General features: G+C 71.2%; 23 protein-coding genes and 1 tRNA gene. 14 read left to right on the top strand and 10 right to left on the bottom strand.

The features are described 5' to 3' along the window. Positions 1–599 precede the first annotated feature (599 nt). A complete protein-coding gene (locus tag ACX938_RS08030; protein WP_459430659.1) occupies positions 600–1,493 on the top strand; it encodes a DMT family transporter in 894 nt (297 codons plus the stop codon). A gap of 63 nt (positions 1,494–1,556) precedes the next feature. Here ACX938_RS08030 and ACX938_RS08025 read toward each other — a convergent pair whose 3' ends face one another. After that, positions 1,557–2,462: a LysR family transcriptional regulator gene (locus ACX938_RS08025; protein WP_232754228.1), complete on the bottom strand. Its 906-nt coding sequence runs from the start codon at positions 2,460–2,462 to the stop codon at positions 1,557–1,559. Positions 2,463–2,665: 203 nt separating this feature from the next. On the opposite strand from ACX938_RS08025, the gene ACX938_RS08020 reads away from it, so the two are divergent. Further along, positions 2,666–3,115, top strand: coding sequence for a DUF4399 domain-containing protein (locus ACX938_RS08020; protein WP_459430658.1), 450 nt, complete (start codon positions 2,666–2,668; stop codon positions 3,113–3,115). A gap of 50 nt (positions 3,116–3,165) precedes the next feature. Here ACX938_RS08020 and ACX938_RS08015 read toward each other — a convergent pair whose 3' ends face one another. Then, the gene (locus tag ACX938_RS08015) at positions 3,166–3,726 is read right to left on the bottom strand and encodes a type 1 glutamine amidotransferase domain-containing protein (protein ID WP_459430657.1); all 561 of its coding nucleotides are present in this window, start codon (positions 3,724–3,726) and stop codon (positions 3,166–3,168) included. A gap of 172 nt (positions 3,727–3,898) precedes the next feature. Here ACX938_RS08015 and rnhA point away from each other — a divergent pair, with 172 nt between their 5' ends. Continuing rightward, complete coding sequence (gene rnhA, locus ACX938_RS08010) at positions 3,899–4,360, top strand: ribonuclease HI (RefSeq protein WP_232754231.1); 462 nt, start codon at positions 3,899–3,901, stop codon at positions 4,358–4,360. Beyond that, a complete protein-coding gene (locus ACX938_RS08005) occupies positions 4,357–4,983 on the top strand; it encodes a trimeric intracellular cation channel family protein (RefSeq protein ID WP_459430656.1) in 627 nt (208 codons plus the stop codon). Before rnhA ends, ACX938_RS08005 begins: the two co-directional genes overlap by 4 nt. Positions 4,984–4,997: 14 nt before the next feature. Here the strand turns inward: ACX938_RS08005 and ACX938_RS08000 are convergent, their stop codons facing one another. After that, a complete protein-coding gene (locus tag ACX938_RS08000) occupies positions 4,998–6,254 on the bottom strand; it encodes an RsmB/NOP family class I SAM-dependent RNA methyltransferase (protein ID WP_459430655.1) in 1,257 nt (418 codons plus the stop codon). 65 nt (positions 6,255–6,319) lie between these two features. Between ACX938_RS08000 and ACX938_RS07995 the strand changes: the two genes are divergently transcribed. After that, the gene (locus ACX938_RS07995; RefSeq protein WP_232754234.1) at positions 6,320–6,508 is read left to right on the top strand and encodes a DUF1674 domain-containing protein; all 189 of its coding nucleotides are present in this window, start codon (positions 6,320–6,322) and stop codon (positions 6,506–6,508) included. A gap of 188 nt (positions 6,509–6,696) precedes the next feature. Here ACX938_RS07995 and ACX938_RS07990 read toward each other — a convergent pair whose 3' ends face one another. Beyond that, positions 6,697–7,047 (bottom strand): dihydrodipicolinate reductase, encoded by a 351-nt coding sequence (locus ACX938_RS07990; RefSeq protein ID WP_232754235.1) that lies wholly within the window; start codon positions 7,045–7,047, stop codon positions 6,697–6,699. A gap of 132 nt (positions 7,048–7,179) precedes the next feature. Next, positions 7,180–7,992 carry a 4-hydroxy-tetrahydrodipicolinate reductase gene (dapB, locus tag ACX938_RS07985; protein ID WP_459430654.1) on the bottom strand — a complete coding sequence of 271 codons (813 nt, stop codon included), beginning with the start codon at positions 7,990–7,992 and terminating at the stop codon, positions 7,180–7,182. A gap of 86 nt (positions 7,993–8,078) precedes the next feature. Here dapB and rbfA point away from each other — a divergent pair, with 86 nt between their 5' ends. The 7 genes from rbfA to lpxK all read left to right on the top strand — a co-directional run bounded on the left by rbfA (position 8,079) and on the right by lpxK (position 14,772). Continuing rightward, positions 8,079–8,474, top strand: a complete 396-nt coding sequence (gene rbfA, locus ACX938_RS07980) for a 30S ribosome-binding factor RbfA (RefSeq protein ID WP_232754237.1) — start codon at positions 8,079–8,081, stop codon at positions 8,472–8,474. A 4-nt stretch (positions 8,475–8,478) separates the two neighbouring features. Further along, positions 8,479–9,228 carry a phosphodiester glycosidase family protein gene (locus ACX938_RS07975; protein ID WP_459430653.1) on the top strand — a complete coding sequence of 250 codons (750 nt, stop codon included), beginning with the start codon at positions 8,479–8,481 and terminating at the stop codon, positions 9,226–9,228. 72 nt (positions 9,229–9,300) lie between these two features. Further along, positions 9,301–10,647, top strand: coding sequence for a TldD/PmbA family protein (locus tag ACX938_RS07970; protein ID WP_459430652.1), 1,347 nt, complete (start codon positions 9,301–9,303; stop codon positions 10,645–10,647). Further along, on the top strand, positions 10,634–11,419 hold the full coding sequence (locus ACX938_RS07965) for a 3'(2'),5'-bisphosphate nucleotidase CysQ (protein ID WP_459430651.1): 786 nt from the start codon (positions 10,634–10,636) through the stop codon (positions 11,417–11,419). Before ACX938_RS07970 ends, ACX938_RS07965 begins: the two co-directional genes overlap by 14 nt. An 872-nt stretch (positions 11,420–12,291) precedes the next feature. Continuing rightward, positions 12,292–12,531: a DUF4170 domain-containing protein gene (locus ACX938_RS07960; protein WP_232754241.1), complete on the top strand. Its 240-nt coding sequence runs from the start codon at positions 12,292–12,294 to the stop codon at positions 12,529–12,531. Between the two features lie 16 nt (positions 12,532–12,547). Then, the gene (locus ACX938_RS07955) at positions 12,548–13,786 is read left to right on the top strand and encodes a 3-deoxy-D-manno-octulosonic acid transferase (protein ID WP_459430650.1); all 1,239 of its coding nucleotides are present in this window, start codon (positions 12,548–12,550) and stop codon (positions 13,784–13,786) included. Next, positions 13,786–14,772 (top strand): tetraacyldisaccharide 4'-kinase, encoded by a 987-nt coding sequence (gene lpxK / locus ACX938_RS07950; RefSeq protein ID WP_459430649.1) that lies wholly within the window; start codon positions 13,786–13,788, stop codon positions 14,770–14,772. The genes ACX938_RS07955 and lpxK overlap by 1 nt, the downstream gene beginning before the upstream one ends. Here the strand turns inward: lpxK and ACX938_RS07945 are convergent, their stop codons facing one another. Then, entirely contained in the window at positions 14,773–15,636 is an 864-nt protein-coding gene (locus ACX938_RS07945) for an N-formylglutamate amidohydrolase (protein WP_232754244.1), read from the bottom strand. 160 nt (positions 15,637–15,796) lie between these two features. Here ACX938_RS07945 and ACX938_RS07940 point away from each other — a divergent pair. Together ACX938_RS07940 and ykgO are read left to right on the top strand one after the other, a co-directional pair. Beyond that, positions 15,797–15,871, top strand: a tRNA-Val gene (locus ACX938_RS07940). Positions 15,872–15,956: 85 nt separating this feature from the next. Beyond that, positions 15,957–16,082: a type B 50S ribosomal protein L36 gene (gene ykgO, locus ACX938_RS07935; RefSeq protein WP_028287243.1), complete on the top strand. Its 126-nt coding sequence runs from the start codon at positions 15,957–15,959 to the stop codon at positions 16,080–16,082. A gap of 427 nt (positions 16,083–16,509) precedes the next feature. Here ykgO and ACX938_RS07930 read toward each other — a convergent pair whose 3' ends face one another. From ACX938_RS07930 to ACX938_RS07915, 4 genes are all read right to left on the bottom strand, one after another. Then, positions 16,510–18,195 (bottom strand): peptidoglycan-binding domain-containing protein, encoded by a 1,686-nt coding sequence (locus tag ACX938_RS07930; protein WP_459430648.1) that lies wholly within the window; start codon positions 18,193–18,195, stop codon positions 16,510–16,512. Between the two features lie 13 nt (positions 18,196–18,208). Then, the gene (locus ACX938_RS07925) at positions 18,209–19,420 is read right to left on the bottom strand and encodes a phenylacetate--CoA ligase family protein (RefSeq protein WP_459430647.1); all 1,212 of its coding nucleotides are present in this window, start codon (positions 19,418–19,420) and stop codon (positions 18,209–18,211) included. 655 nt (positions 19,421–20,075) lie between these two features. After that, on the bottom strand, positions 20,076–20,351 hold the full coding sequence (locus ACX938_RS07920) for an HdeA/HdeB family chaperone (protein WP_232754247.1): 276 nt from the start codon (positions 20,349–20,351) through the stop codon (positions 20,076–20,078). Between the two features lie 134 nt (positions 20,352–20,485). Next, positions 20,486–21,310: an ABC transporter ATP-binding protein gene (locus ACX938_RS07915; protein ID WP_232754248.1), complete on the bottom strand. Its 825-nt coding sequence runs from the start codon at positions 21,308–21,310 to the stop codon at positions 20,486–20,488. Positions 21,311–21,390: the final 80 nt, after the last annotated feature.

Here is a 21,390-nt window from a genome sequence, read left to right as displayed (position 1 = left end):
CAGGCGAGGGTGAGCGCGCGGCGCACTGGTCTCCTGGGCTTCGCTCCCCACATTCCATGATTTGACCGGCGTCTCCGTTCTGGGACCGCCATCTACAGCTCCGAAAAGCCCCGCAACGAACAGCTAACCACCACCTAGCCCCCATCCCCTACTTGCGCCCGAATAGCACCGAAGGTGCCGGGCGCGCGCCGGACCGGCCCCTTGGGCCGGCGCTCCTTAGGGTGGCGTGCTTAGCTTGTCGCTAGCCCTGACCTTGTTGAGATAAAGTGCGCAGCTCGGAGTTAGGCAGCGCCGGCCCCCGGTCCGGCGCGCGCCCTCGTTCCTAGATGTAAGGTTCTGCGACAAAGGGCTGCGAGGCTATTCTCTCCGGCCCGAGGTCTGTCTTCCCGGGCATCATCGGCCTTCCGCCGCCTCAAGGCTCCAAAACCTGCACAACCGCCAAACAATACACAAGCCACCGCCCCCCACCTCTCACACCCATACCGCCCCCCCAACCACCCACGCATCTCACACCCCCTCTCCCCACCCCCCCAGATTGCCCTCCCCGCCCCCGCGCGCTATCGGGCGGGGAGCGTCATCTCGGGCAGGAGCGGGCAGCCATGGTTTTCAGCAATCCGATCTCGCGCGCCACCTTCTACGTGGTCGCGGCGGGGGCCTTCTGGGGGTTCTACTGGGTGCCGGTGCGGCGCCTGGAGGAGGCCGGGCTCGCCGGCGCCTGGGGCACGCTGGCGATCGTGGCGATCTCGGCGCTCTGCCTTCTGCCGCAGGCGCTGCGGCGGCGCGGCGTGCTGGCGCGGGCGGACCGGGCGGCGCTGGCCTTCGTGGCGCTCGGCGGAAGCAGCTTCGTGCTTTATTCCGTTGGACTGATCTACGGGCGGGTCGCGGTGATCATCCTGCTGTTCTTCCTCACCCCGGTCTGGTCGACGCTGATCGGGCGGCTGGTCATGGGCTGGCCGACGCCGGGGCTCCGGCTCGCGGCCATCGCGGCGGGGCTCGCGGGGCTGGCGCTGATGCTCGGGGCCGAGGGCGACCTGCCGCTGCCCCGGGGCTTGGGCGAATGGATGGCGCTCCTCTCGGGTCTTCTCTGGGCCGTGGCGACGGTCGGCATGCGGGTGCGCCCGGCGGTGCCGCCGATCGAGGCCTCCTTCGTCTTCTCCTGCGGGGCGGTCCTCGCCGCGGCGGCCTTGGCGCCGCTTCTCGCCGCGCCGCCGGCGCTCGAGAGCCTCACCGAAGCCCTGCCCGCCTTCGGCTGGGCGGTCGCGGCGGGCGCCATTTGGTGGGCGCTCTGCATGACCGCGCTGATGTGGGCGACGGTGCGGCTCGATCCGCCCAGGGTCGGGATCCTCCTGATGATCGAGGTGCTGGTCGGCACCGCCTCGGCGGCCTGGCTCGCGGGCGAGGTGCCGGCGCCGCTGGAACTCGCGGGCGGCGGGCTGGTGCTCCTGGCCGGGGTGCTCGAGGTCTGGCCGGTGCGCCGGACGGCGCGGGCATAAAAACGCCCCGGTGCCACAGGGCAACCGGGGCCAGTCGGCCTTGGAACAGGCTTCGGGACAAGACTACCAGTCGGTCGGACCCTTCTCGGCGAACTCATGCACGAGGAAGTCGATGAAGGCCCGGACCTTGGGCTGGGTGAACCGGCCCGGCGGATAGACGGCGTAGATGCCCTGGGTCTCCTGCGGCAGATCGGGGATCGCATCCTCGACCAGGCCGCTGGCCATGGCATCGGAGTAAAGGAAGGACGGCAGATAGGCGATGCCGAGGCCCGCGATGCAGGCGTTCAGAAGCGACTGCCCGTCGTTGACCGAAAGCCAGCCCGCGGTGCGCACCTGGCGCTTCTCGCCCGAAGGCGCGGTGACCTTCCAGACATTGCCCGAGGACTGGTTGGAGTAATGCAGAAGCTTGTGCTCGTTCAGATCGTCGATGCGATCCGGGCGGCCGAACTTCTCGAAATAGGAGGGCGCGGCGATCATCCGCTTGGTGCATTCGGCAAGCTTGCGGGCGCGCAGCGTCGAATCCTCGAGCTCCCCGATCCGCACCGCCATGTCGAAGCCCTCCGAGATCAGCTCCACGTAGCGGTTGTTCAGCACCATGTTCACGGTGATGTCGGGAAATTCCGCCAGGAACCGGCCGAGGATCGGCGAGAGGTGATTCACCCCGAAGTCCGTCGCCACCGAGATCCGCAGCAGCCCCGAGGGCGCCGACTGCATGGAGGTCACCAGCGCGTCGGCCTCTCCGGCGTCGTTCAGCACCCGGCGGGCGCGGTCGTAATAGGCCAGGCCGATCTCGGTCGGGCTGACCCGCCGCGTGGTGCGGTTCAGGAGCCGCGCGCCGAGCCGCGCCTCGAGCGAGGAGACATGCTTGGAGACGGCGGACTTGGAAATCCCCATCTTCTTGGCGGCATCCGTGAACCCGCCCTGATCCACCACGGTGGCGAATGCTTCCATTTCGGTGAGCCGATCCATGGAGCGCTCCTTCGCATCTTCGCAACTTTTGTCTTGGCCAAGGTATCGCGGCGAAGTTGGGCACAATCGCGGCGTGGGGCAGACAATTGGAAGGTATTTGAAGGCTCTGTTTGAGACTTGGAAACAGGCGAAGCTGTCGACAGAGGGGCATTCGCGCTACAGTCCAAGTGGTGCCCAGGGCACTGAAATCGGGAGGATTCGCTATGTTTGCACGGACCACTTTCGCCGCCTGTCTCGCGCTTGGGACGCTTGCCGCCCCGGCCATCGCGCAGGAGGCCACGCCCGCCCCGGATGCGGCGCGGGTCTATTTCATCGGGCTTGAGGACGGCGCCAGCGTGAGCAGCCCCCTGACCCTGCGCTTCGGGCTCGAAGGCATGGGTGTCGCCCCCGCCGGCACCGAGCGCGAGGCCACCGGCCACCACCACGTGCTGATCAACCGTGCGCCCTTCGGCGAGGCCGAGGGCGACGAGGAGGCCATGGGCAACGGGCTGCCCTCGGACGACAACCACCGCCATTTCGGCGGCGGGCAGACGCAGGTGACGCTGGACCTGGAGCCCGGCACCCACACGCTGCAGCTTATCTTGGGAGATGCCAATCACCGCCCGCATGATCCGATCGTGGCCTCCGACCATATCAGCGTGACGGTAGAGTGATCAGAGGCGCCGGGGCGGGGTCAGTTGCCCTGCCCCGGCGCCAAGGGCTTTCAGGCCGCGCGGCGGCTGTGGGTGCCTTCCTCGACCTCCTCGACGATCTTGGCCACGAAGGCCTCGAGGTCGCCGGGGTTGCGGCTGGTCACGATGCCCTGGTCGGCCACCGCGGTCTCATCGACCCAGTGCGCGCCGGCGTTCACCACGTCGGTCTTCACCGACGGATACGAGGTCGCCTTGCGGTCCTTGAGGATACCCGCCTCGATCAGCACCCAGGGGGCATGGCAGATCGCGGCGATGGTCTTGCCGGACTGGTGGAAGGCGCGCACGGTCTCGATCACCCGCTCGTCGACGCGCAGGAGGTCGGGGTTGATCTGCCCGCCGGGCAGCACCAGCGCGTCGTAATCGCTTGCGTCCACCGCGTTCAGCCCGGTGTCGACCGGCACGGTGCGGCCCCAGTCGTCGCCGTCCCAGCCCTTGATCTCCTTGCCGTCGAGGCTGGCCACATGCAGCACCGCGCCATGCTCGCGCAGGCGGTCGCGCGGCACCTCCAGCTCGGATTGCTCGAAACCATGGGTGGCAATCAGCAGGATCTTCGCGTCGGAAATCTTGGGCATGACAGGTCTCCTTCGGGTCTATTGAGCTTGCATGGGGGGCGTGCCCGCCGTTCCGGGGCAAAACGCCTGCCCCCGGCCCACGTTCCTGCGCCGCGGGGTTTCGCGCCGGTGCCTTTCGTCGCGGCCCCGCGCCCACTTGACGGCGGACCACGCGCAGGCGACACCGCGCGCCATGGCCGATCTTTTTGCCTTCACCGACGGAGCCTGCTCCGGAAATCCCGGCCCCGGCGGCTGGGGCGCGCTGCTCCAGGCGAAGGAGGGCGAAAGCGTCGTGAAGGAGCGCGAGCTCTCGGGCGGCGAGGCCGCGACCACCAACAACCGGATGGAGCTGCTGGCCGCGATCAACGCGCTGGAAAGCCTCGCGCGGCCCTCGAAGATCACCGTGGTCACCGACAGCGCCTACGTGAAGAACGGCGTCACCGGCTGGATCCACGGCTGGAAGCGCAACGGCTGGAAGACCGCCTCGAAGAAGCCGGTGAAAAACGCCGAGCTCTGGCAGCGGCTCGACGCCGCGCAGGGCCGCCACCAGGTCACCTGGGAATGGGTGAAGGGCCATGCCGGCCACCCCGAGAACGAACGCGCCGACCAGCTCGCGCGGGACGGCATGGCGCCCTTCAAGCCGCGCGGCAAATGACCCTCTTCACGCTGCTCGACTATGCCGCCGTGCTGGTCTTCGCGGCCACCGGCGCGCTGACGGCGAGCCGCGCGCAGCTCGACGTGGTAGGCTTCGTCTTCCTCGGCGCGCTGACCGGGCTGGGCGGCGGCACGGTGCGCGACCTGCTTCTGGACCGGAACCCGGTGTTCTGGATCGCCGATCCCTTCTACCTCGCGGTGGCGAGCCTGGCGGCGCTGGTGGTCTTCGTGACCGCGCATCGGCTCGAGAACCGGCTGGCGACGCTGCGCTGGCTCGACGCGGCGGCGCTCTCGGTCGCGGCGGCGGCGGGCTCGGGCATCGCGCTCGAGGCCGGGCAGCCGGCACCGATCGTGGTGGTCATGGGCATGGCGACGGGCTGCCTGGGCGGGCTGATGCGCGACGTGGTGGCCAATGACGTGCCGGTGGTGCTGAGCCAGGGCGAGCTTTACGTGACCTGCGCCCTGGCGGGCTCTCTGGCGACGCTGCTCGGCGCCTGGCTGGGGCTTGGTGACGGGCTGGCGGCGCTGGCCTGCGCCGCGGTGACCTTCACCCTGCGCGCGGGCACGCTGGCGCGGGGCTGGCGGCTGCCGACCTACAAGGCCCGCCCGCCGCGGAACCGCTAGGGACCGCGCGCCGCTTACGGCTTGGTCAGAAGGGCCATGTAGAAGCCGTCCATCCCGCCCCACTCGGGCCAGAGATCCGGGCGCAGCCGCAGGCCGCCCTCGGGGCTGCGCCAATCCTCGGCGATCCAGGCCGCCTCGAGCGGCACGACCGTCAGGCCGGGATGACGCTCCAGCGCCTCCTCGACCTGCACCTCGCCTTCGTCGGGGATCAGCGAGCAGGTGCAGAACATCAGCCGCCCGCCGGGCTTCAGGAGCGTCAGCGCGCGGTCGATCATCGCGGCCTGCAGGGCGATCAGCTCGGAGATCCCCGCGCCGTCCTTGGCATAGGGCAGGTCCGGGTGGCGGCGGATGGTGCCGGTCGCCGAACAGGGCGCATCGAGAAGCACGGCGTCATAGCTGCCCTCATGGGTCAGCGCGTCGCCGGTCACGACCTCGGCCGAGAGCCCGACCCGCTCCAGGTTCTCCGAGACCCGCGCCAGCCGCGCCTCGGAGAGATCAAGCGCCGTGACCTTTGCCCCCGCGGCCGCCAGCTGCAGCGTCTTGCCGCCCGGGGCGGCGCACATGTCGAGGACCGTCTGACCCGCCAGCTCACCCAGGAGCCGCGCGGGCAGCGCCGCGGCGGCGTCCTGCACCCACCAGTCGCCCGCCTCGAACCCCGGCAGCGTCGAGACCTGCCCGCGTGCCGTGAGCCGCAGCGAGCCGGTGGGCAGAGGTTCGGCGACCAGCGCCTCGGCCAGCGACGCAGCCTTGGCGGGGTCCTTCGGCGTCAGGTCGAGCGGCGCGCCCGCGGCATGGGCGGCCTCGAAACTGCGCACCGCCTCGCGGCCCCAGGCCTCGAGCAGCGGGCCGCGCAGCCAGTCGGGCAGCCGCGAGACCGGCAGTTCATCCCAGGCCCCTGGCGCCGCGCCCGCCACCTTGCGCAGGACGGCGTTCACGAGCCCCTTCATCGCGCGGGTGCGCTTGTGGCCATCGGCGATGTCGGCGGCGGAAGAGACGACGCCATGCGCCGCGCCGCCCAGCGCCAGCTCCACCGCGCCTTGCCGCAGGATATTGCGCACCCGCAGGGGCGGCGCCTTGCGCAGATGCGGCTGCAGGAGCCGGTCCGCCCGGTCGAGATGCCGCAGCGTCTCGGTCGCCAGCCGCTGGGCCGCCGCGCGGTCCTCGGGCGCGAGCCGGCGCAGCGCCGGCGCGGCCAGAAGCTCGCTCATCAGCCGGCCTTCGCCCAACACCCCGTCCAGAAGATCCACGCCCGCGCGCCGTGCCTGATCCATCTTGCCTGCCTTGTTCCTCTGCGTCGCGGCGATATATCAGGGGCAGACGACCGGAGGAACCGCCGATGCGCGACGACAATGCCGATCTGCCCGAACCCGCCCGCCGGGCGCTTGCCGAGGCCGAAGAGCGCCGCCGCAAGGCCGAGGAGGCCGAGGCCGCCAACCCCCGGCCGGTGGAACTGGGCGGCCGCAAGGGGCTGGAGCCCGTGCGCTACGGCGACTGGGAGAAGAAGGGACTGGCGATCGACTTCTGAAGGAGTCGGTGGTGGCTACGTGCGCTCAGCCGTCACGGCGCGGGCGCGCGGCCTGTCAGCAATACTTACCTAGAACCAGGTGAACCGAAGGGCTCAATCGCGTCTCAACGCGCCTAACGCGGCTCTCAACTCAGTGCGAGAGGCCCGGGCCTCAGTCCAAACCGGCGCCCCACGGCCCCCCGTAAAGCTCACTTCAGCGTAAATCCTTCCGACCGGCCCGCGCCGCGGTCGGCGGTGAAGGTGATGCGGTTGGCGTCCAGCTCGACCAGCTGGCAGTTGTAGCCCAGGTCGTCACCGCCCCAGTTCAAGTCGCGGCAGAAGAAGCCGTCCTGCCAGGTCCAGTTGCCGGTCACGTCCCAGGCCGCGCCATTGCCGGCGATGCCGCCGTTCGACAGGACCTGCAGGTTGACCAGCGGACGCACCAGCCGCTTGCCCTCCACGGCCGAGAGGAACTCGGCCCGGGTGTCGACCCGTTCGGCGGCCGCGGCAGCGGGCAGCATCAGGGCCAGGATCAAGCTCGGGATCAGGGAAAAGCGCATGTCGGATCTCCTCGGTCTTGCGGGAACTACGCGGACCGAGGCGGATCGGTTTCATTTTTTTGCGCTCATGGCGGGCTATGACAAGGTTGTGACCGACCCGGGGCCTCTGCCCCGGAGCCAGCCCGCAGGCCCCTACTTCAGCCCCAGCACGTCGATCATGTCGTAGAAGCCCGGCGCCTGCCCGACGCCCCAGCGCGCCGCCTTGAGCGCGCCGCGCGCGAAGAGCGCCCGGTCCGAGGCGACATGGCGCAGGACGATGCGCTCGCCCGGGCCCGCGAAGACCACGTCGTGCTCGCCCACGATGTCGCCGCCGCGAATCGCCGTGAAGCCGATGTCGCCGCGCTTTCGGGCGCCGGTGATGCCGTCGCGGCCCCGGTCGGCCACGTCGCCCAGCGCCACGCCGCGCCCCTCGGCGGCGGCCTCGCCCAGCATCAGCGCCGTGCCCGAGGGCGCGTCGACCTTGCGGCTGTGGTGGGCCTCGACGACCTCGATGTCGAAGTCCGCGTCGAGCGCCTCGGCGACCTTGCGGGTCAGCAGGGTCAGCAGGTTCACCCCGAGCGACATGTTGCCCGCGCGCACCTGCACCGCGCCTTCGGAGGCGGTGGCGAGCTCGTCCAGCTCCTCGTCGGAAAAGCCGGTGGTGCCGATCACATGCACCATGCCCCGCGCCGCGGCGAGCCGGCCGAAGGCGATGGTGGCCGCGGGCGCGGTGAAGTCGATCACCGCATGGGCCTCGGCAAAGGCGGCCTCGGCGTCGTCGGTGACCAGAAGGCCGATGTCGGCCCCGCCCATGGCGGCGCCCAGGTCGCGCCCGACCCAGTCGTGACCGCTGCGCTCGACCGCGCCCGACAGCTCGAGCCCCTCGGCCTCGGCCAGGGCCCGGACCAGCATCTGCCCCATCCGGCCCGACACGCCGGTGACCACAACGCGGGTTGTCTCGCTCATGACTGCTGCCTCTCCTTCGCTCTGCCGCCCCTTTACCGCGCGCCGGGCGGCTTGGCAAAGCCGGGACGAAGGCGTATCTGCGCCTCATGGCCAAGAACCGCTTCAACGATGGACCCGGACCCAGCCAGCGCCAGCTGCGCGTGGGCGAACTTGTGCGCCGCGCGCTCTCGGACGTGCTGATGCGCGGCGATCTGCACGACCCCGATCTGGCGGGCATGTCGATCACCGTGGGCGAGGTGCGGGTCTCTCCCGACCTCAAGGTCGCCACCGCCTATGTCGTGCCGCTCGGCGGACGCGGGCAGGACACGCTGGTCAAGCTGCTGGCGCGCAACGCCGGAGAGCTGCGCAAGCTGGTGGCCAAGAACGTGAAGCTGAAGTTCGCGCCCGAGCTGCGCTTCCGGCTCGACGAGACCTTCGACAAGCTCGACGAGACCCGGCGGCTCTTCAACCAGGACGACGTGCGCCGCGACCTGGACGACTGACGCGATGCGCTGGCCCGGCCTTCTGTTCCCGCTGATCTTCGGCGCCCTTCCGGCGGCGGCCGAAGAGGCCGTCGACTGCCGCGAGTTCGTCTTCGAGAACACGCCCTACACGCTCTGCCGGGTCGATGCCGCGGCGCAGGACCTGCGGCTTTTTCTCTATGCCGAGGACGGCAAGCCCTACGCCCAGTTCGGCCGGCTCGACCAGGCGCTTGGCGCCGAGGAGGGGCGGCTGGCCTTCGCGATGAACGGCGGCATGTATCACCCCGACCGCGCCCCGGTTGGCCATTACATCGAAGAGGGCGAGGAGCTGCAGCGGCTCATCACCTCCGAGGGGCCGGGCAACTTCGGGCTGCTGCCGAACGGCGTCTTCTGCATCCGCGAGGACCGCGCCGAGGTCATCGAGACCTCGCGCTATGAGGCCGAGGCGCCCGAATGCCGCTTCGCCACCCAGTCCGGCCCGATGCTGGTGATCGACGGCGAGCTGCACCCCCGCTTCCTGCCCGACAGCGACAGCCGCTACATCCGCAACGGCGTCGGCAGCAGCGCCGACGGGCGCGAGGTGATCTTCGCGATCTCCAAGCGGCCGGTCACCTTCCACGAGTTCGGGCGGCTCTACCGCGACGGGCTCGGCATCGACCAGGCGCTGTTTCTCGACGGCAATATCTCGCGGCTCTACGCCCCGGCGCTGAACCGCGCCGACATCGGCCGGCCGATGGGCCCGATCCTGGGCGTGGTGGTGCCCAAGACCCCCTGAGGGGCCCCGAACTTGCGCTTCCCCCCGCCCCGGCCTAGGTCTCTGGCCAGGTTGCGACCCCGAGGAGAGCCCATGCCGCATGACCTGTCCCGCCTGACCGAGGCGCTGATCGACGCCGCCCGCAAAGCCGGCGCGGAAAGCGCCGATGCCATGGCGGTGGATGGCACCTCGATCAGCGCCGATGTGCGCGGCGGTGCGCTGGAACAGGCCGAACGCTCCGAGGCGGTGGAGATCGGCCTCCGGGTGCTTCTGGGCCGGCGCTCGGCGACGGTCTCGGCCTCGGACACCCGCCCCGAGACCTTGGCCGAGATGGCCGACCGCGCCGTCGCCATGGCCCGCGAGGCGCCCGAGGACCCTTACATCGGCCTGGCCGATCCCGATCAGCTCGCGCGGGACCTCGACGTCTCGGCGCTGGAGCTCTGCGATCCCGCCGCCGAACCCGATCCCGCCGCGCTGGAAGAGGACGCCCGCCGCGCCGAGGCCGCGGCCTTGGCCGTCGAGGGCGTGACCCGGATCGACGCCGCCTCGGCGGGCTACGGGGCGACCCGGGTGCACCTGGCGGCCTCGAACGGGTTCTCGGGCGGTTACGCGCGCAGCCAGCGGTCGACCTCCTGCGTCGCCATCGCCGGCGAAGGCACCGGCATGGAACGCGACTACGACGGCGATTCGCGGGTCTTCCAGTCCGACCTGCGCAGCCCCGAGGAGATCGGCCGCCGCGCCGGGGAGCGCACCGTCGAACGCATGAACCCGCGCCGCCCGAAGACCGGCGCCTACCCGGTGCTCTTCGACGAGCGCATCGCCGCCTCGCTGATCGGGCACCTCTTGCAGGCGACCTCGGGCCAGGCGGTGTCGCGCGGGGCCTCCTGGCTGCGCGACGCGCTGGGGCGCGAGGTGCTGCCGCGCGATCTGTCGCTGATCGAGGATCCGCACCGCCCCCGCGCCATGGGCTCGCGGCGCTTCGACGCCGAAGGGCTGCCGACCCGCCGCCGCGCCGTTGTCGAAGGGGGCGTGCTGCAAAGTTACACGCTGGACCTGGCCTGCGCGCGCAAGCTCGAGCTGGAGCCCACCGCCAATGCCGCGCGGTCGGTCGCCTCGGGGCCCGGGCCGGCCGCCTGGAACGTGGCGCTGACCCAGGGCGCGTCCTCGCGCGCGGATCTGATCGCCGAGATGGGCACCGGGCTGATCGTCACCTCGATGATCGGCGCGACGATCAATCCCAACACCGGGGATTATTCCCGCGGCGCCTCGGGCCTCTGGGTCGAGAACGGCGAGGTCGTCTACCCGGTCTCGGGCGTGACCGTGGCCGGCAGCCTGCCCGAGATGCTGCGCAGCTTGCGCCCCGCCAATGACGCGCGCCCCTGGCTCAGCCGGGTGGTGCCCTCGCTCCTGGTCGAAGGGCTGACCCTTGCCGGAGAGTGATCTTGCGCTGCTCACCCGCGCCGCCCAGGCCGCGGCCGAGGTCGCCACGACCTTCATCGGCGGGCCGCTCGGCACCGAGGAGAAGCCCGACGGCCAGGGCCCGGTGACCGCCGCCGACCTGGCGGTGAACGAGATCCTCGAGGACACCCTGCGCACCGCGCGGCCGAGCTATGGCTGGCTGTCCGAGGAAAGCCCGCACGACCCGCTGCGGCTGACCTCGCCCGCGACCTTCATCATCGACCCGATCGACGGCACGCGCAGTTTCATCGACGGCTCGGACACCTGGGCGCATTCGCTGGCGGTGGCCGAGGCCGGGCGGATCACCGCGGCGGTGGTCTACCTGCCGATGCGCGACAAGCTTTATACCGCCGAGGTGGCGGGCGGGGCGCGGCTGAACGGCGCCCCGATCCGCGCCTCGGGCCGGGCCGAGATCGCCGGCGCGCAGGTGCTCGCGACCAAGCCCAACGTCGATCCGAAGCATTGGCCCGGCGGGGTGCCGCCTTTCCACCGCGCGCATCGGCCCTCGCTGGCCTATCGGCTCTGCCTGGTGGCGGATGCCTCCTTCGACGCCATGCTGACCTTCCGCGACGCCTGGGAATGGGACGTGGCGGCGGGCACGCTGATCGTCGCCGAGGCCGGGGGGCAGGTCTCCGACCGACAGGGTCAGTCGCTGCGGTTCAACCGCCCCGACGCGCTCCTGCCCGGGATCGTCGCCGCGCCGCCGCCGCTCTGGCAGGGCACCATGGCCGCGCTGGGGATGCCGGCGGGGTGAGGGGTGGTGGGGGGTGGCTGCCGTCGAACCGCTTTGCACACCTCCTCCCGAAAAGGCGGCGCCGCTATCCCCCGCAGCTCGCCCCCTCCCGGAGAGAAGGCGCCGGGGATCACGCCCGCCTCTCAGCCCTCCCCAACAGAGGGCGCGCGCCGGTCCGGGGGCCGGCGCTGCTGACCTTTGGGCTACGCGCTTTATGGCAGCAAGGTCAGGACTGGCTGTGAGCTTTGCACGCCATCCCAAGGAGCGCCGGCCCAAGGGGCCGGTCCGGCGCGCGCCCGGCACCTGCGGTGCTATTCGGGCGCAAGGGGGGCGTTGTTCATGTCAGGGCGATGGAATTGCGGGCCCGGGAGCATCGCCAGAGCCCAGCAATGGCGACGCACGCTGCAGACGGCTTCGGAAACCACGACACCTATCGGCATCGCTTACCGCTCCAACCCTTCCCCCTCTCAACCCCGCGCACCAGAGGGCGCGCGCCGGTCCGGGGGCCGGCGCTACTGACCTCTGGGCTACGCGCTTTATGGCAGCAAGGTCAGGACACGCTGTGAGCTAGGCACGCCGCTCGTAGGAGCGCCGGCCCATCGGGCCGGTCCGGCGCGCGCCCGGCACCTTCGGTGCTGTTCGGGCGCAAGAAGGGCGCGGGGTGGTTGGGGTGGTGCGAGAGATCAGACGGGCGGGTCGGCGCTCCAAGACCACCCGCCAGACCACTACGACCCTACCACGACACCTCCTCACACCGCCCTCCCCGCACACCCCGCCAACCCAACCTCCACCACCCCCATCCCCCCGCACGCCTTGCCTTTCCACGCGGGCCTGTCCTAATCGGGCGCAGCGTCACCCCGGCCCAACCCCTCGGCAAAGGAGCCTCACGCCCCATGCAACGCCTTCACCTGGTCTTCGGCGGCGAGCTCGTCGATCCGCAGAAAACCCAGTTCCGCAATGTCGACGACATCCATGTCGTGGGCATCTTCCCCGATTACGCCACCGCCTATGACGCCTGGAAGCGCGAGGCGCAGCGCACCGTGGACAACGCCCATATGCGCTATTTCATCGCCCATCTGCATCGCCTCCGCGACGAGGAGCGCGAGGTCTCCCCGACCGAGGAGCTGGGCTGAGGCCCGAGGCCCGCGCATGTCCCGCCGCCCCTTCTCCCTCTCGGCCTACCTGGCGCTGGTCCGGCCCGCCGAGCCGCGCCCCGGCAGCGGCCCGGAGAGCGCGGGCACAGGTGCGGGCGCGCCCCCGGGCGCACGGCCCCCGGGGCGGATCCTCTGGCTGCACGCGGCCAGCCGCGAGGACCGCCCGGCGCTGGCCGCGCTGGCGCCGCGGCTTCTCCAGCAGATGCCCGAGCTGAACATCCTCAGGACCGGCGCCTGGGATGGCGAGGAGACCGCCCCCCTGCCCGAGGACAGCCTGCCCCAGGCCCGCGCCTTCCTGACCCATTGGCGGCCCGACCTGATGGTCTGGGCGGGCCACGCCCTGCGGCCCGCGCTCATGGAGGCGGTCCATCACGCCCGGCTGCCGGCGATCCTCGTCAACGCCGAGGACGCGCCTTTCACCACGCCCGCGCCGCGCTGGCTGCCCGATGCGGCCCCCGCCGCGCTGGCGCGCTTCTCGGACATCTTCTGCGCCACCCGCGAGGCCGAGCGGCGGGTGCGCCGGCTTGCCCTGCCCGGCCCCCGGATCGAGCGCAGCGGCGCGCTCAGCGCCGCGCCGCCGCCGCTCGACTGCGCGCCCGAGAGCCATGAAGAGGTCGCCACGGCCCTCGGCGGCCGCCCGGTCTGGCTGGCCGCCCGGGCCCGCGCCGACGAGATGCGGCGGATCTTCGACGCCCATGTCTCGGCCTCGCGGCTGGCCCACCGGCTCCTCCTGGTGGTCGTGCCCGAGCGCCCCGAGGACGCCGAGGCCGCCCGCGCCGCCGCCGAGGCCACGGGCCTGCGCGCCGCGCGCTGGGAGGCCGGAGAGATGCCCGACGACATGACCCAGATCCTGCTGGTCGAGGGCACCGAGGAGCTGGGCCTCTGGTATCGGGTCGCGCCCCTGGCCTTCCTCGGCGGCTCGCTGGCGCCGCGCCACGGCGGCACCGACCCGCTCGAGGCCGCGGCTCTGGGCTCGGCGATCCTTTACGGGCCAAACGTCGGGCGCCACCTCGGCACCTATTCTCGGCTGGTCGAGGCGGGCGCCGCGCGAATCGTGCGCGACGCGCATTCGCTGGCCTCGGCGGTCTCGCATCTGATCGCCCCGGACCGCGCCGCCGCCATGGCCCATGCGGGCTGGGACGTGGTCACCTCGGGCGCCAAGACCGAGGACCGGATCGTCGCCCGCATCGCCGAGCTTCTCGACGACCGCCCGCCCGAGGAAGGAGAGCCCTGATGCGCGCGCCCCTTTTCTGGGACAACCCGCCCGCCACCCCGGGCCTCCGGGCCCGCGCGCTGGCGCCGCTCGGGGCGCTGACCGCCTGGGCCACGGCGCGCCGCGTCGCGCTGCCCGGGCTGCGCCTGCCGGTGCCGGTGATCTGCGTCGGCAACCTCAGCGCCGGGGGCACCGGCAAGACGCCGACGGTCATGGAGCTGATCCAGCGGCTGACCAGCCGGGGCGTGACCCCGCATGTGGTCTCGCGCGGGTATGGCGGCAGCGAGGCCGGGCCCCTGCGCGTCGATCCGGCCCGCCACAGCGCCCGCGAGGTGGGCGACGAGCCGCTCCTGCTGGCGGCCTTCGGGCCGGTCTGGGTGGCGCGCGACCGCGCGGAGGGCGCCAGGGCCGCGGTCGCTGAGGGCGCCGGGGTGATCCTTCTGGATGACGGCTTCCAGAACCCCGCGCTGGAAAAAGACCTCTCGATCGTGGTGGCCGATGCGGCGCAGGGCTTCGGCAACGGGCGCTGCCTGCCCGCGGGGCCGCTGCGCGAGCCTGTCGAGACGGGGCTGGCCCGGGCGGACCTCCTGCTCACCATCGGCGGGCCCGAGGCGCAGGCGGGCTTCGACGCGACCTGGGGGCAGAGCGCCCCTCTGCCGCGGCTCCGGGGCGCGCTGGCGCCGCTCAAAACCGGCATGCCCTGGGAAGGTCTGCCGGCGCTGGCCTTCGCCGGCATCGGCTACCCGGAGAAATTCTTCCGCACCCTGCGCGGCCTCGGTGTCGATCTTTTGCGCGCCGAGGCGCTCGAGGATCACCAGCCGCTGACGCCCGCGCTCATGGCCCGGCTCGAGGCCGAGGCCCGCGCCCAGGGCGCGCAGCTCGTCACCACCGAGAAGGACGCCGTGCGGCTGCCGCAGGACTTCCGAATGAAGGTGCTGACCCTGCCGGTGCGGTTGGAGCTGACCGAGGACGCCCCCCTCGAGGCCGCGCTCGACGCGCTGTTCTGATCACTCGGCGGCGAGCCCCGGGGCCTCCTCGGCGCGAATCGTCGCGATCTCGGCGATGACCCCGCGCAGGAGCTTGCGGAAGGCGTGGAAATTCGCGCTCGGTCGGATCGCGCGTTCGTCCATGTAGACGGCGCGGTCGATCTCGATCTGCACCGCGTGCTGGCCGCGCGCGGGCCGGCCGTAGTGCTGGGTGCTATAGGCCCCGGCGAAGGGCGTGTTTCGGGCCACGACCAGGCCCGCGTGGGAAAAGGCCGCCTCGATCCGGTCGACGATGTCGCCATCGGCCGAGGCGCCGAAGCGGTCGCCGATCACGATCTCGGGACGCACCCCGCTCGAGCGCGCCGCCCCGTCGGCGGCCTCGTGCGGCATGGAGTGGCAATCGACGAGAATCGCCGCGCCGAAGCCCGCCTGCGCCTCGTCGAGCAGGGCCTGGAGCTGGGCGTGATAGGGCCGCCAGTAACCCGCGATGCGGCGGTCGGCCTCGGCCATGGGCAGCTTGCCGCGGTAGATCGCGCGGCCATTGGCCACCACGCGCGGCACCACGCCGAGCCCCGAGGCGACCCGTGGGTTGTGGCCGATCCGCCGCACCCCTTCGATCAGCGCGGGGTCAAGCTCGTCTGGCGCGCGGTTGAGATCGACGAAGGCGCGCGGCGCCCCGGCCTTGAGGAAGGGCGCGCCGTAATCGGGCGCCCCGTCGAAGAGCCGGTCGACATAGGCGTCCTCGGAGGAGCGGATGGCGTGTTCGTCCAGCACGGTATGGCGCAGGAAGGACCAGGGATAGTCGCGCGCCGAATGCGGCGAGGCAAAGACCACGCAGGATGTCAGCGCCTCGGGGCGGTATAACTGGAAGGCCGATTTCGGCATCTCTGCTCCTCGCGGTCAGGCTTAAGATAGACCGAATTTTTCTAGGTCCAAAAGCCCTTGATCTCCGCTCCGACTCCTTTTAAAGACCCGTCCACCGGCGCGGGGCCATCCGCGCCCCTTTCGTTTAAGGGGCACGTTTCCGATGGCGCGGGGTCGGTAAGGGCGGTTAGCTCAGCGGTAGAGCACTACGTTGACATCGTAGGGGTCACTGGTTCGAACCCAGTACCGCCCACCATGGAATTTACCGCCCCCGGCGCAGGTGCCAGGGGTGCAACGCAACCCCAAGGCGCGCCTGGCGCCGCGACAAGAGGAGAAGACCGATGAAGGTTCGGAATTCGCTTCGCTCGCTCAAGTCCCGCCATCGCGACTGCCGCGTTGTGCGCCGGAAGGGCCGAGTCTACGTGATCAACAAGACCCAGCGTCGTTTCAAGGCCCGCCAGGGCTGATCCGACCGGATCTTGCGAGTTGAGAAAGCCGTGCCCCGCCGGGCGCGGCTTTTTCTTTTGGCGGTGGTGGGATTTTGAGGGCGTTGGTTGTTGGCACGAGCCGCGGGAGCAGCAACTGCCACCGCCACACTTCCCACGACTCACGCCCCCACTTGCGCCCGAATAGCATCGAAGATTCCGGGCGCGCGCCGGACCGGCCCGATGGGCCGGCGCTCCTTTGAGTGGCGTGCTCAGCTATCCCCTAGTCCTGACCTTGTCGGGATAAAGCGCTTCGCTCGACCCTCGGCAGCGCCGGCCCCCGGTCCGTCGCGCGCCCTCTGTCGCGACAGGCCACGGGCCGGGTGGTCGTCGGGCCCCAATGCGCCGAGCTACACACCCGACGCACCCAGCCGCTCCGCTAAGTGACGGCGCCTCCCGGCGCCGCCCCTCACCGCGGCAGGATCGAATCCGCCAGGAGCCGCACCACCGTCGGCTGGTCCAGGTAGCCCGTCACCTGCAGCCCGCGGGCGTTCTGGTAGCGGCGGATCGCGCGGCGGGTGTCGGCGTCGAAATTGCCGTCGACCCGACCGGGCCCGAGGTCCAGCGACCCCAGCTTCGCCTCGGCCAGCCGCCGCGCCATGGGCGAGAGGTTCAGCGCCGCCTCCTGCGCCTGGGCCTGGGCCTCGGCGGCGCGCTCCCCGGCGTCGCGGTCATCCTCGACCAGGCGGCGCTGCGCCTCGCCCGCGAAGGCCCCGTCGGGGAACTCCAGCAGGTATTCGCGGTAGGCCTGGGCGGTGCCCACCTGGCGCGCGCGATCCCAGGCGGCGCGGTCCTCGCGGGCCGCATCGGCGCGGGCGGCCTCCTCGATGCGGGACAGCTCCTCCTCGGCGACATCGGCGTAATCGCCGTCGGGGTAGCGGTCGAGATAGGCGCGCAGGTCCGCCTCGGCGCCCGAGGCCCCGGTCTCGCGCCAATAGGCGCGGTCCTCGCGGGCGCGCTCTTCCTCACGGGCGGCGGCCTCGCGTTCCAGCTCCTCGGCGCGGGCCTCGGCCTGGGTGTCGAGCCGCTCCACCTGGCGGGCGGTGAGATAGCTCGTGACCTCGTAGCCCTCGCGCTCCTGCCAGGCCTCGATGGCGCCGCGGGTGCCGGGGCCGAAGATGCCGTCGATGCCCCGGGTGTCGTAGTCGAGCAGCGCCAGGTTGCGCTGGATCTCGGCGCGTTCGTCGCGATTGAGCTCCAGCGCCTCCTCGGTCAGCCGCGCCTCGCGCAGGGGCTCGCCGTCGATCTCCTCGATGCGGGCCTCGGCGCGGACGGCGTTCGGCCCCTCGGGGAAGGCCGCGAGATAGAGCGCATAGGCGTCGCGGGTGTCGCGGCGGCGGGCGTCGGCCCAGAGCCGCGCCTCGGCCTCGGCGTCGGTTTCGCGCTCGGATTCGGGTTCCGGCGCGGGCTCCGGCTCTGGCTCGGGGTTCGGCGCGGGCACCGTCACCTCGGTCAGGAAGGAGAAGCCGCGCGGCGCGTAGCCCTCGACGGCGAGGCTTTCCTCGCGGGCGCGGGCCACCAGCGCACGGCCCGGGCGCGGCAGGTCGCGGCGGGCCAGCGCGGCGATCACATCCGGCGCGCCCCGGATCAGCGTCACCCCCTGCGGCAGGTCGATCGCCCCCGCGCCATCGTCGAGAAAGCGCGCCTCCAGCGTCTCGGGCCCGCCCTCGGCCAGCATCAGGACCGCCCGGCCGGGGAAATCGGCGAGCACCGCGAGCAGCGGCGAGAGCGGCAGCCCCTCGGCGAAGACCTCGGCCGCGGTCTCGGCCTCGACCTCCGGCGGCAGGAGGTAGGTCTCGCGCGTGGTCGAGACGAAGCGCCCCGAGAGCACCATGGCGACGCCCTCGGTCTCGGCATCGAGCGTGCCGAGGAAGCGCCCGAGCCCCTCGCGCAGCTCCGCCCCGCTGGCGCCGCGCAGGGCCAGCACGTCGACCCCCGCCTCGCGCAGCGGCTCGACGGCCCCCGCGACACCATCGGCGCCGCGGATGCGGTCGAGCACCGAGGGCGCGGCGTTCTCGATCAGAAGCGCCGCGTTCTCGGCCAGGGCGGTCGAGGACCAGAGGCAGGCGGCAAGCGTCAGGGCGAAGCGGGACATGGCGTCTCCTTTGTCAGTCGTAACTTCGGGTATCCTCGATCACGAGCCCGTCGCGCGGCAGCTCGCCCGGGGCGACGATCTCGACCCGGCCCTTGAGCTTCAGCACCTCGGCGACGCTGGCCTCGAAGGGCGCGGCATCCGAGGCGCTGGTTTCCACGCGGACAAGCATCGTGTCGGCGTCGTTCTCGCGGCCCGCGACAACGCGGGCGCGGTCGATCTCGGCGTGGCGGGCGACCAGTTCGGCGACCTGCTCGGGGCGCACGAACATGCCCTTGATCTTGGTGGTCTGGTCGGCGCGGCCCATCCAGCCCTTGATGCGCATGTTGGTGCGGCCGCAGGGGCTTTGCCCCGGCAGCACCGCCGAGAGATCGCCGGTGGCGAAGCGCACCAGCGGGTAGTCGTGGTTCAGCGTGGTCACCACCACCTCGCCGACCTCGCCTTCGGCGACCGGGTCGCCGGTGCCGGGGGTGACGATCTCGACGATCACGTCCTCGTCGACGATCATGCCTTCCTTGGCCTCGCTCTCGTAGGCGATGAGGCCCAGGTCGGCGGTGGCGTAGCACTGCAGGCAGTCGATCCCGCGCTCGGCGTAATACTCGCGCAGGCTCGGGAAGAGCGCCCCGCCCGAGACCGCGGCCTTGCTGAAGGCGAGCTCCAGGCCCATCTCATCGGCCTTTTCGAGGATGACCTTCAGGTAGTCCGGCGTGCCCGCGTAAGCCGTGGTGCCGATGTCGGCGGCGGCGCGGGCCTGCAGCTCGGTCTGGCCGGTGCCCGCGGGCAGCACTGTGGCGCCCACGGCCCGGGCGCCGCTTTCGAACATCATGCCCGCGGGCGTCAGGTGATAGCCGAAGCAGTTCTGCACCACGTCGCCGCCATGGAAGCCCGCGGCGCGCAGGAAGCGGCCGAGGCGGAACCAGTCGTCCTCGATCTTGCCGGGCTCGTAGATCGGGCCGGGGCTCTGGAAGACATGGGTGAAGGTGCCGAGCGGCCCGGCCAGCCCGCCGAAGGGCGGGGTCGCGCCCTGGGCCGCGGCAAGGTCGGACTTGCGCAGGACCGGGAGCCGCGCCAGCGCCGCGCGCGAGGTGATCTCCTGCGCCTCGAAGTCGCGCAGGGCGGCGAAGCCCTCGAGCGCCTGGGCGCGGGCGATCTGATGCGGCAGCGCCTCGGCCAGGGCGGCGTCGCGGTCGGCCGGGCTGCGGCTCTCGAGCTGGTCGGGTTCGGTCATCGCGGGCATTCCTCCTCCTAGGACCTGACGACGCGCGTCCGGTCATGCCATGTCGAGGGTGAGGCTATCAGATAACAAGGGCCGCAACAGGCCGCGCGGGCGGTTTCGCGCCGAGGAAGGGGCGAGGTGGGAAGGGGCGGCAGGCCGGGGGGTTGGCTGGTTGGCAGGCCTGCGCGGTGGGCTGGGTTGGTGCGCCTTTGCGGTGGGCAGGAAGTGGCACGTTTGAACCGGGGCCGTGGGGTGAAGCATCTAGACAGGTGCCGCGTTCCTCTCGGCCTGAATATCCGCCGAACGTCAAAGCTCGCGCTCCCTGCGCCCGAACAGCACCGAAGGTGCCGGGCGCGCGCCGGACCGGCCCCTTGGGCCGGCGCTCTTGTGGGCGAAGCGCATAGAGCAGCCCTAGCCCTGACCTTGTTAGGATAAAGCGCTTCGCTCAGAGTTAGGCAGCGCCGGCCCCCGGTCCGGTGCGCGCCCTCTGTTGGGCTGGTTGAGAGGGGGGTGGGGCATAATCCGCGAGGAAGGAATTTGGCCAAACCCGGAGGAGTTCAGGCGCTCCGGGCCTTGTGTAACGCAAACCCGGCCACACCACCCCCAAACCAAAACCGGCCGCGCAAACAGCGCGGCCGGCGGAAACCATCGGTGCGACGGGAAATGATTACTCGTTCGCGCCCGCGGTTGCGGCGGTCAGCACCGAGATCGACTCGTCTTCCTGGCAGGCGCCGTCGATCTCGATCATCGCGGCATCGGCGTCTTCCATGGACTCGAGCTCGGCCACGACGGCCTCGGCGACGCCCATCTTGCCTTCATCGTCCATGCTCAGGAAATCCGCGCAGGTCACCTCGTTGGGGTCCATGGCGTGTGCGGCGCCAAAGGCGGCGGAGGTCGAAAGCGCGAGGCCGAGAACGGCGGCGATGGATGCGGTGGTCTTCATGACATTCTCCCAATGTTTCGCGTCACGATTGTGACGTCGACCCATAACGACCGGAGATTGCCCATGTTCCGCTGGGCTTGAAAAAATATTGCCCTCAAACACGCATTTTTGAGTGTTCCGACCGCACTCGCGCTCTAAGAGAGCCAGCGCTTGCGGCGGCGGTAGGAGCGCACGTCGCGGAAGGAACGGCGGCCCTCGTCGGACATGCCGAGGTAGAACTCCTTCACGTCGGGGTTCTCGCGCAGGCCCTCGGCGGTGCCTTCCATGACCACGCGGCCGGATTCAAGGATGTAGCCGGTATGGGCGAAGCGCAGCGCGACATTGGTGTTCTGCTCGGCCAGGAGGAAGGACACCCCCTCGCCTTCGTTCACCGCCTTCACGATCTCGAAGATCTGCTCCACGAGCTGCGGCGCGAGACCCATCGAGGGCTCGTCGAGCAGGATCGTCTCGGGCCGGGACATCAGCGCCCGGCCGATGGCGCACATCTGCTGCTCGCCGCCCGAGGTATAGCCGGCCTGGCTGCGGCGGCGCTCCTTCAGGCGGGGGAAATAGGAATAGACCATCTCGAGGTCGGCCTCGACGGCGGCCTTGCCGTCGCGGCGGGTATAGGCGCCGGTCAGGAGGTTTTCCTCGACGGTGAGATGGCCGAAGCAGTGCCGGCCCTCCATCACCTGGATCACCCCGCGCTTCACCAGCGCCGCGGGGTCGAGATGCTGCACCCGCTCGCCCTGGTAGAGGATCGAGCCCTTGGTGACCTCGCCGCGTTCGGAATGCAGAAGGTTGGAGATCGCCTTGAGCGTCGTGGTCTTGCCGGCGCCATTGCCGCCGAGCAGCGCGGTGATGCCGCCCTTGGGCACCTTCAGCGACACGCCCTTCAGAACGAGGATGACGTGATTGTAGATCACCTCGATGTTGTTCACCTCGAGGAGGGCCTCGTCGGTCTTCGCGGCGTCGAGCATGGGGCGCCCCTTCATGCGTCTTCTGGGTCAGTTGCGATGCCCCGGCGGCGGGCGGGCCGCCGCCGGGAAAAAGGTCAGGC

The organism is Roseivivax sp. (assembly GCF_054552075.1).
Note: the sequence above shows the minus strand (reverse complement) of the source record. Positions and strands in the feature narration are given on the sequence as shown.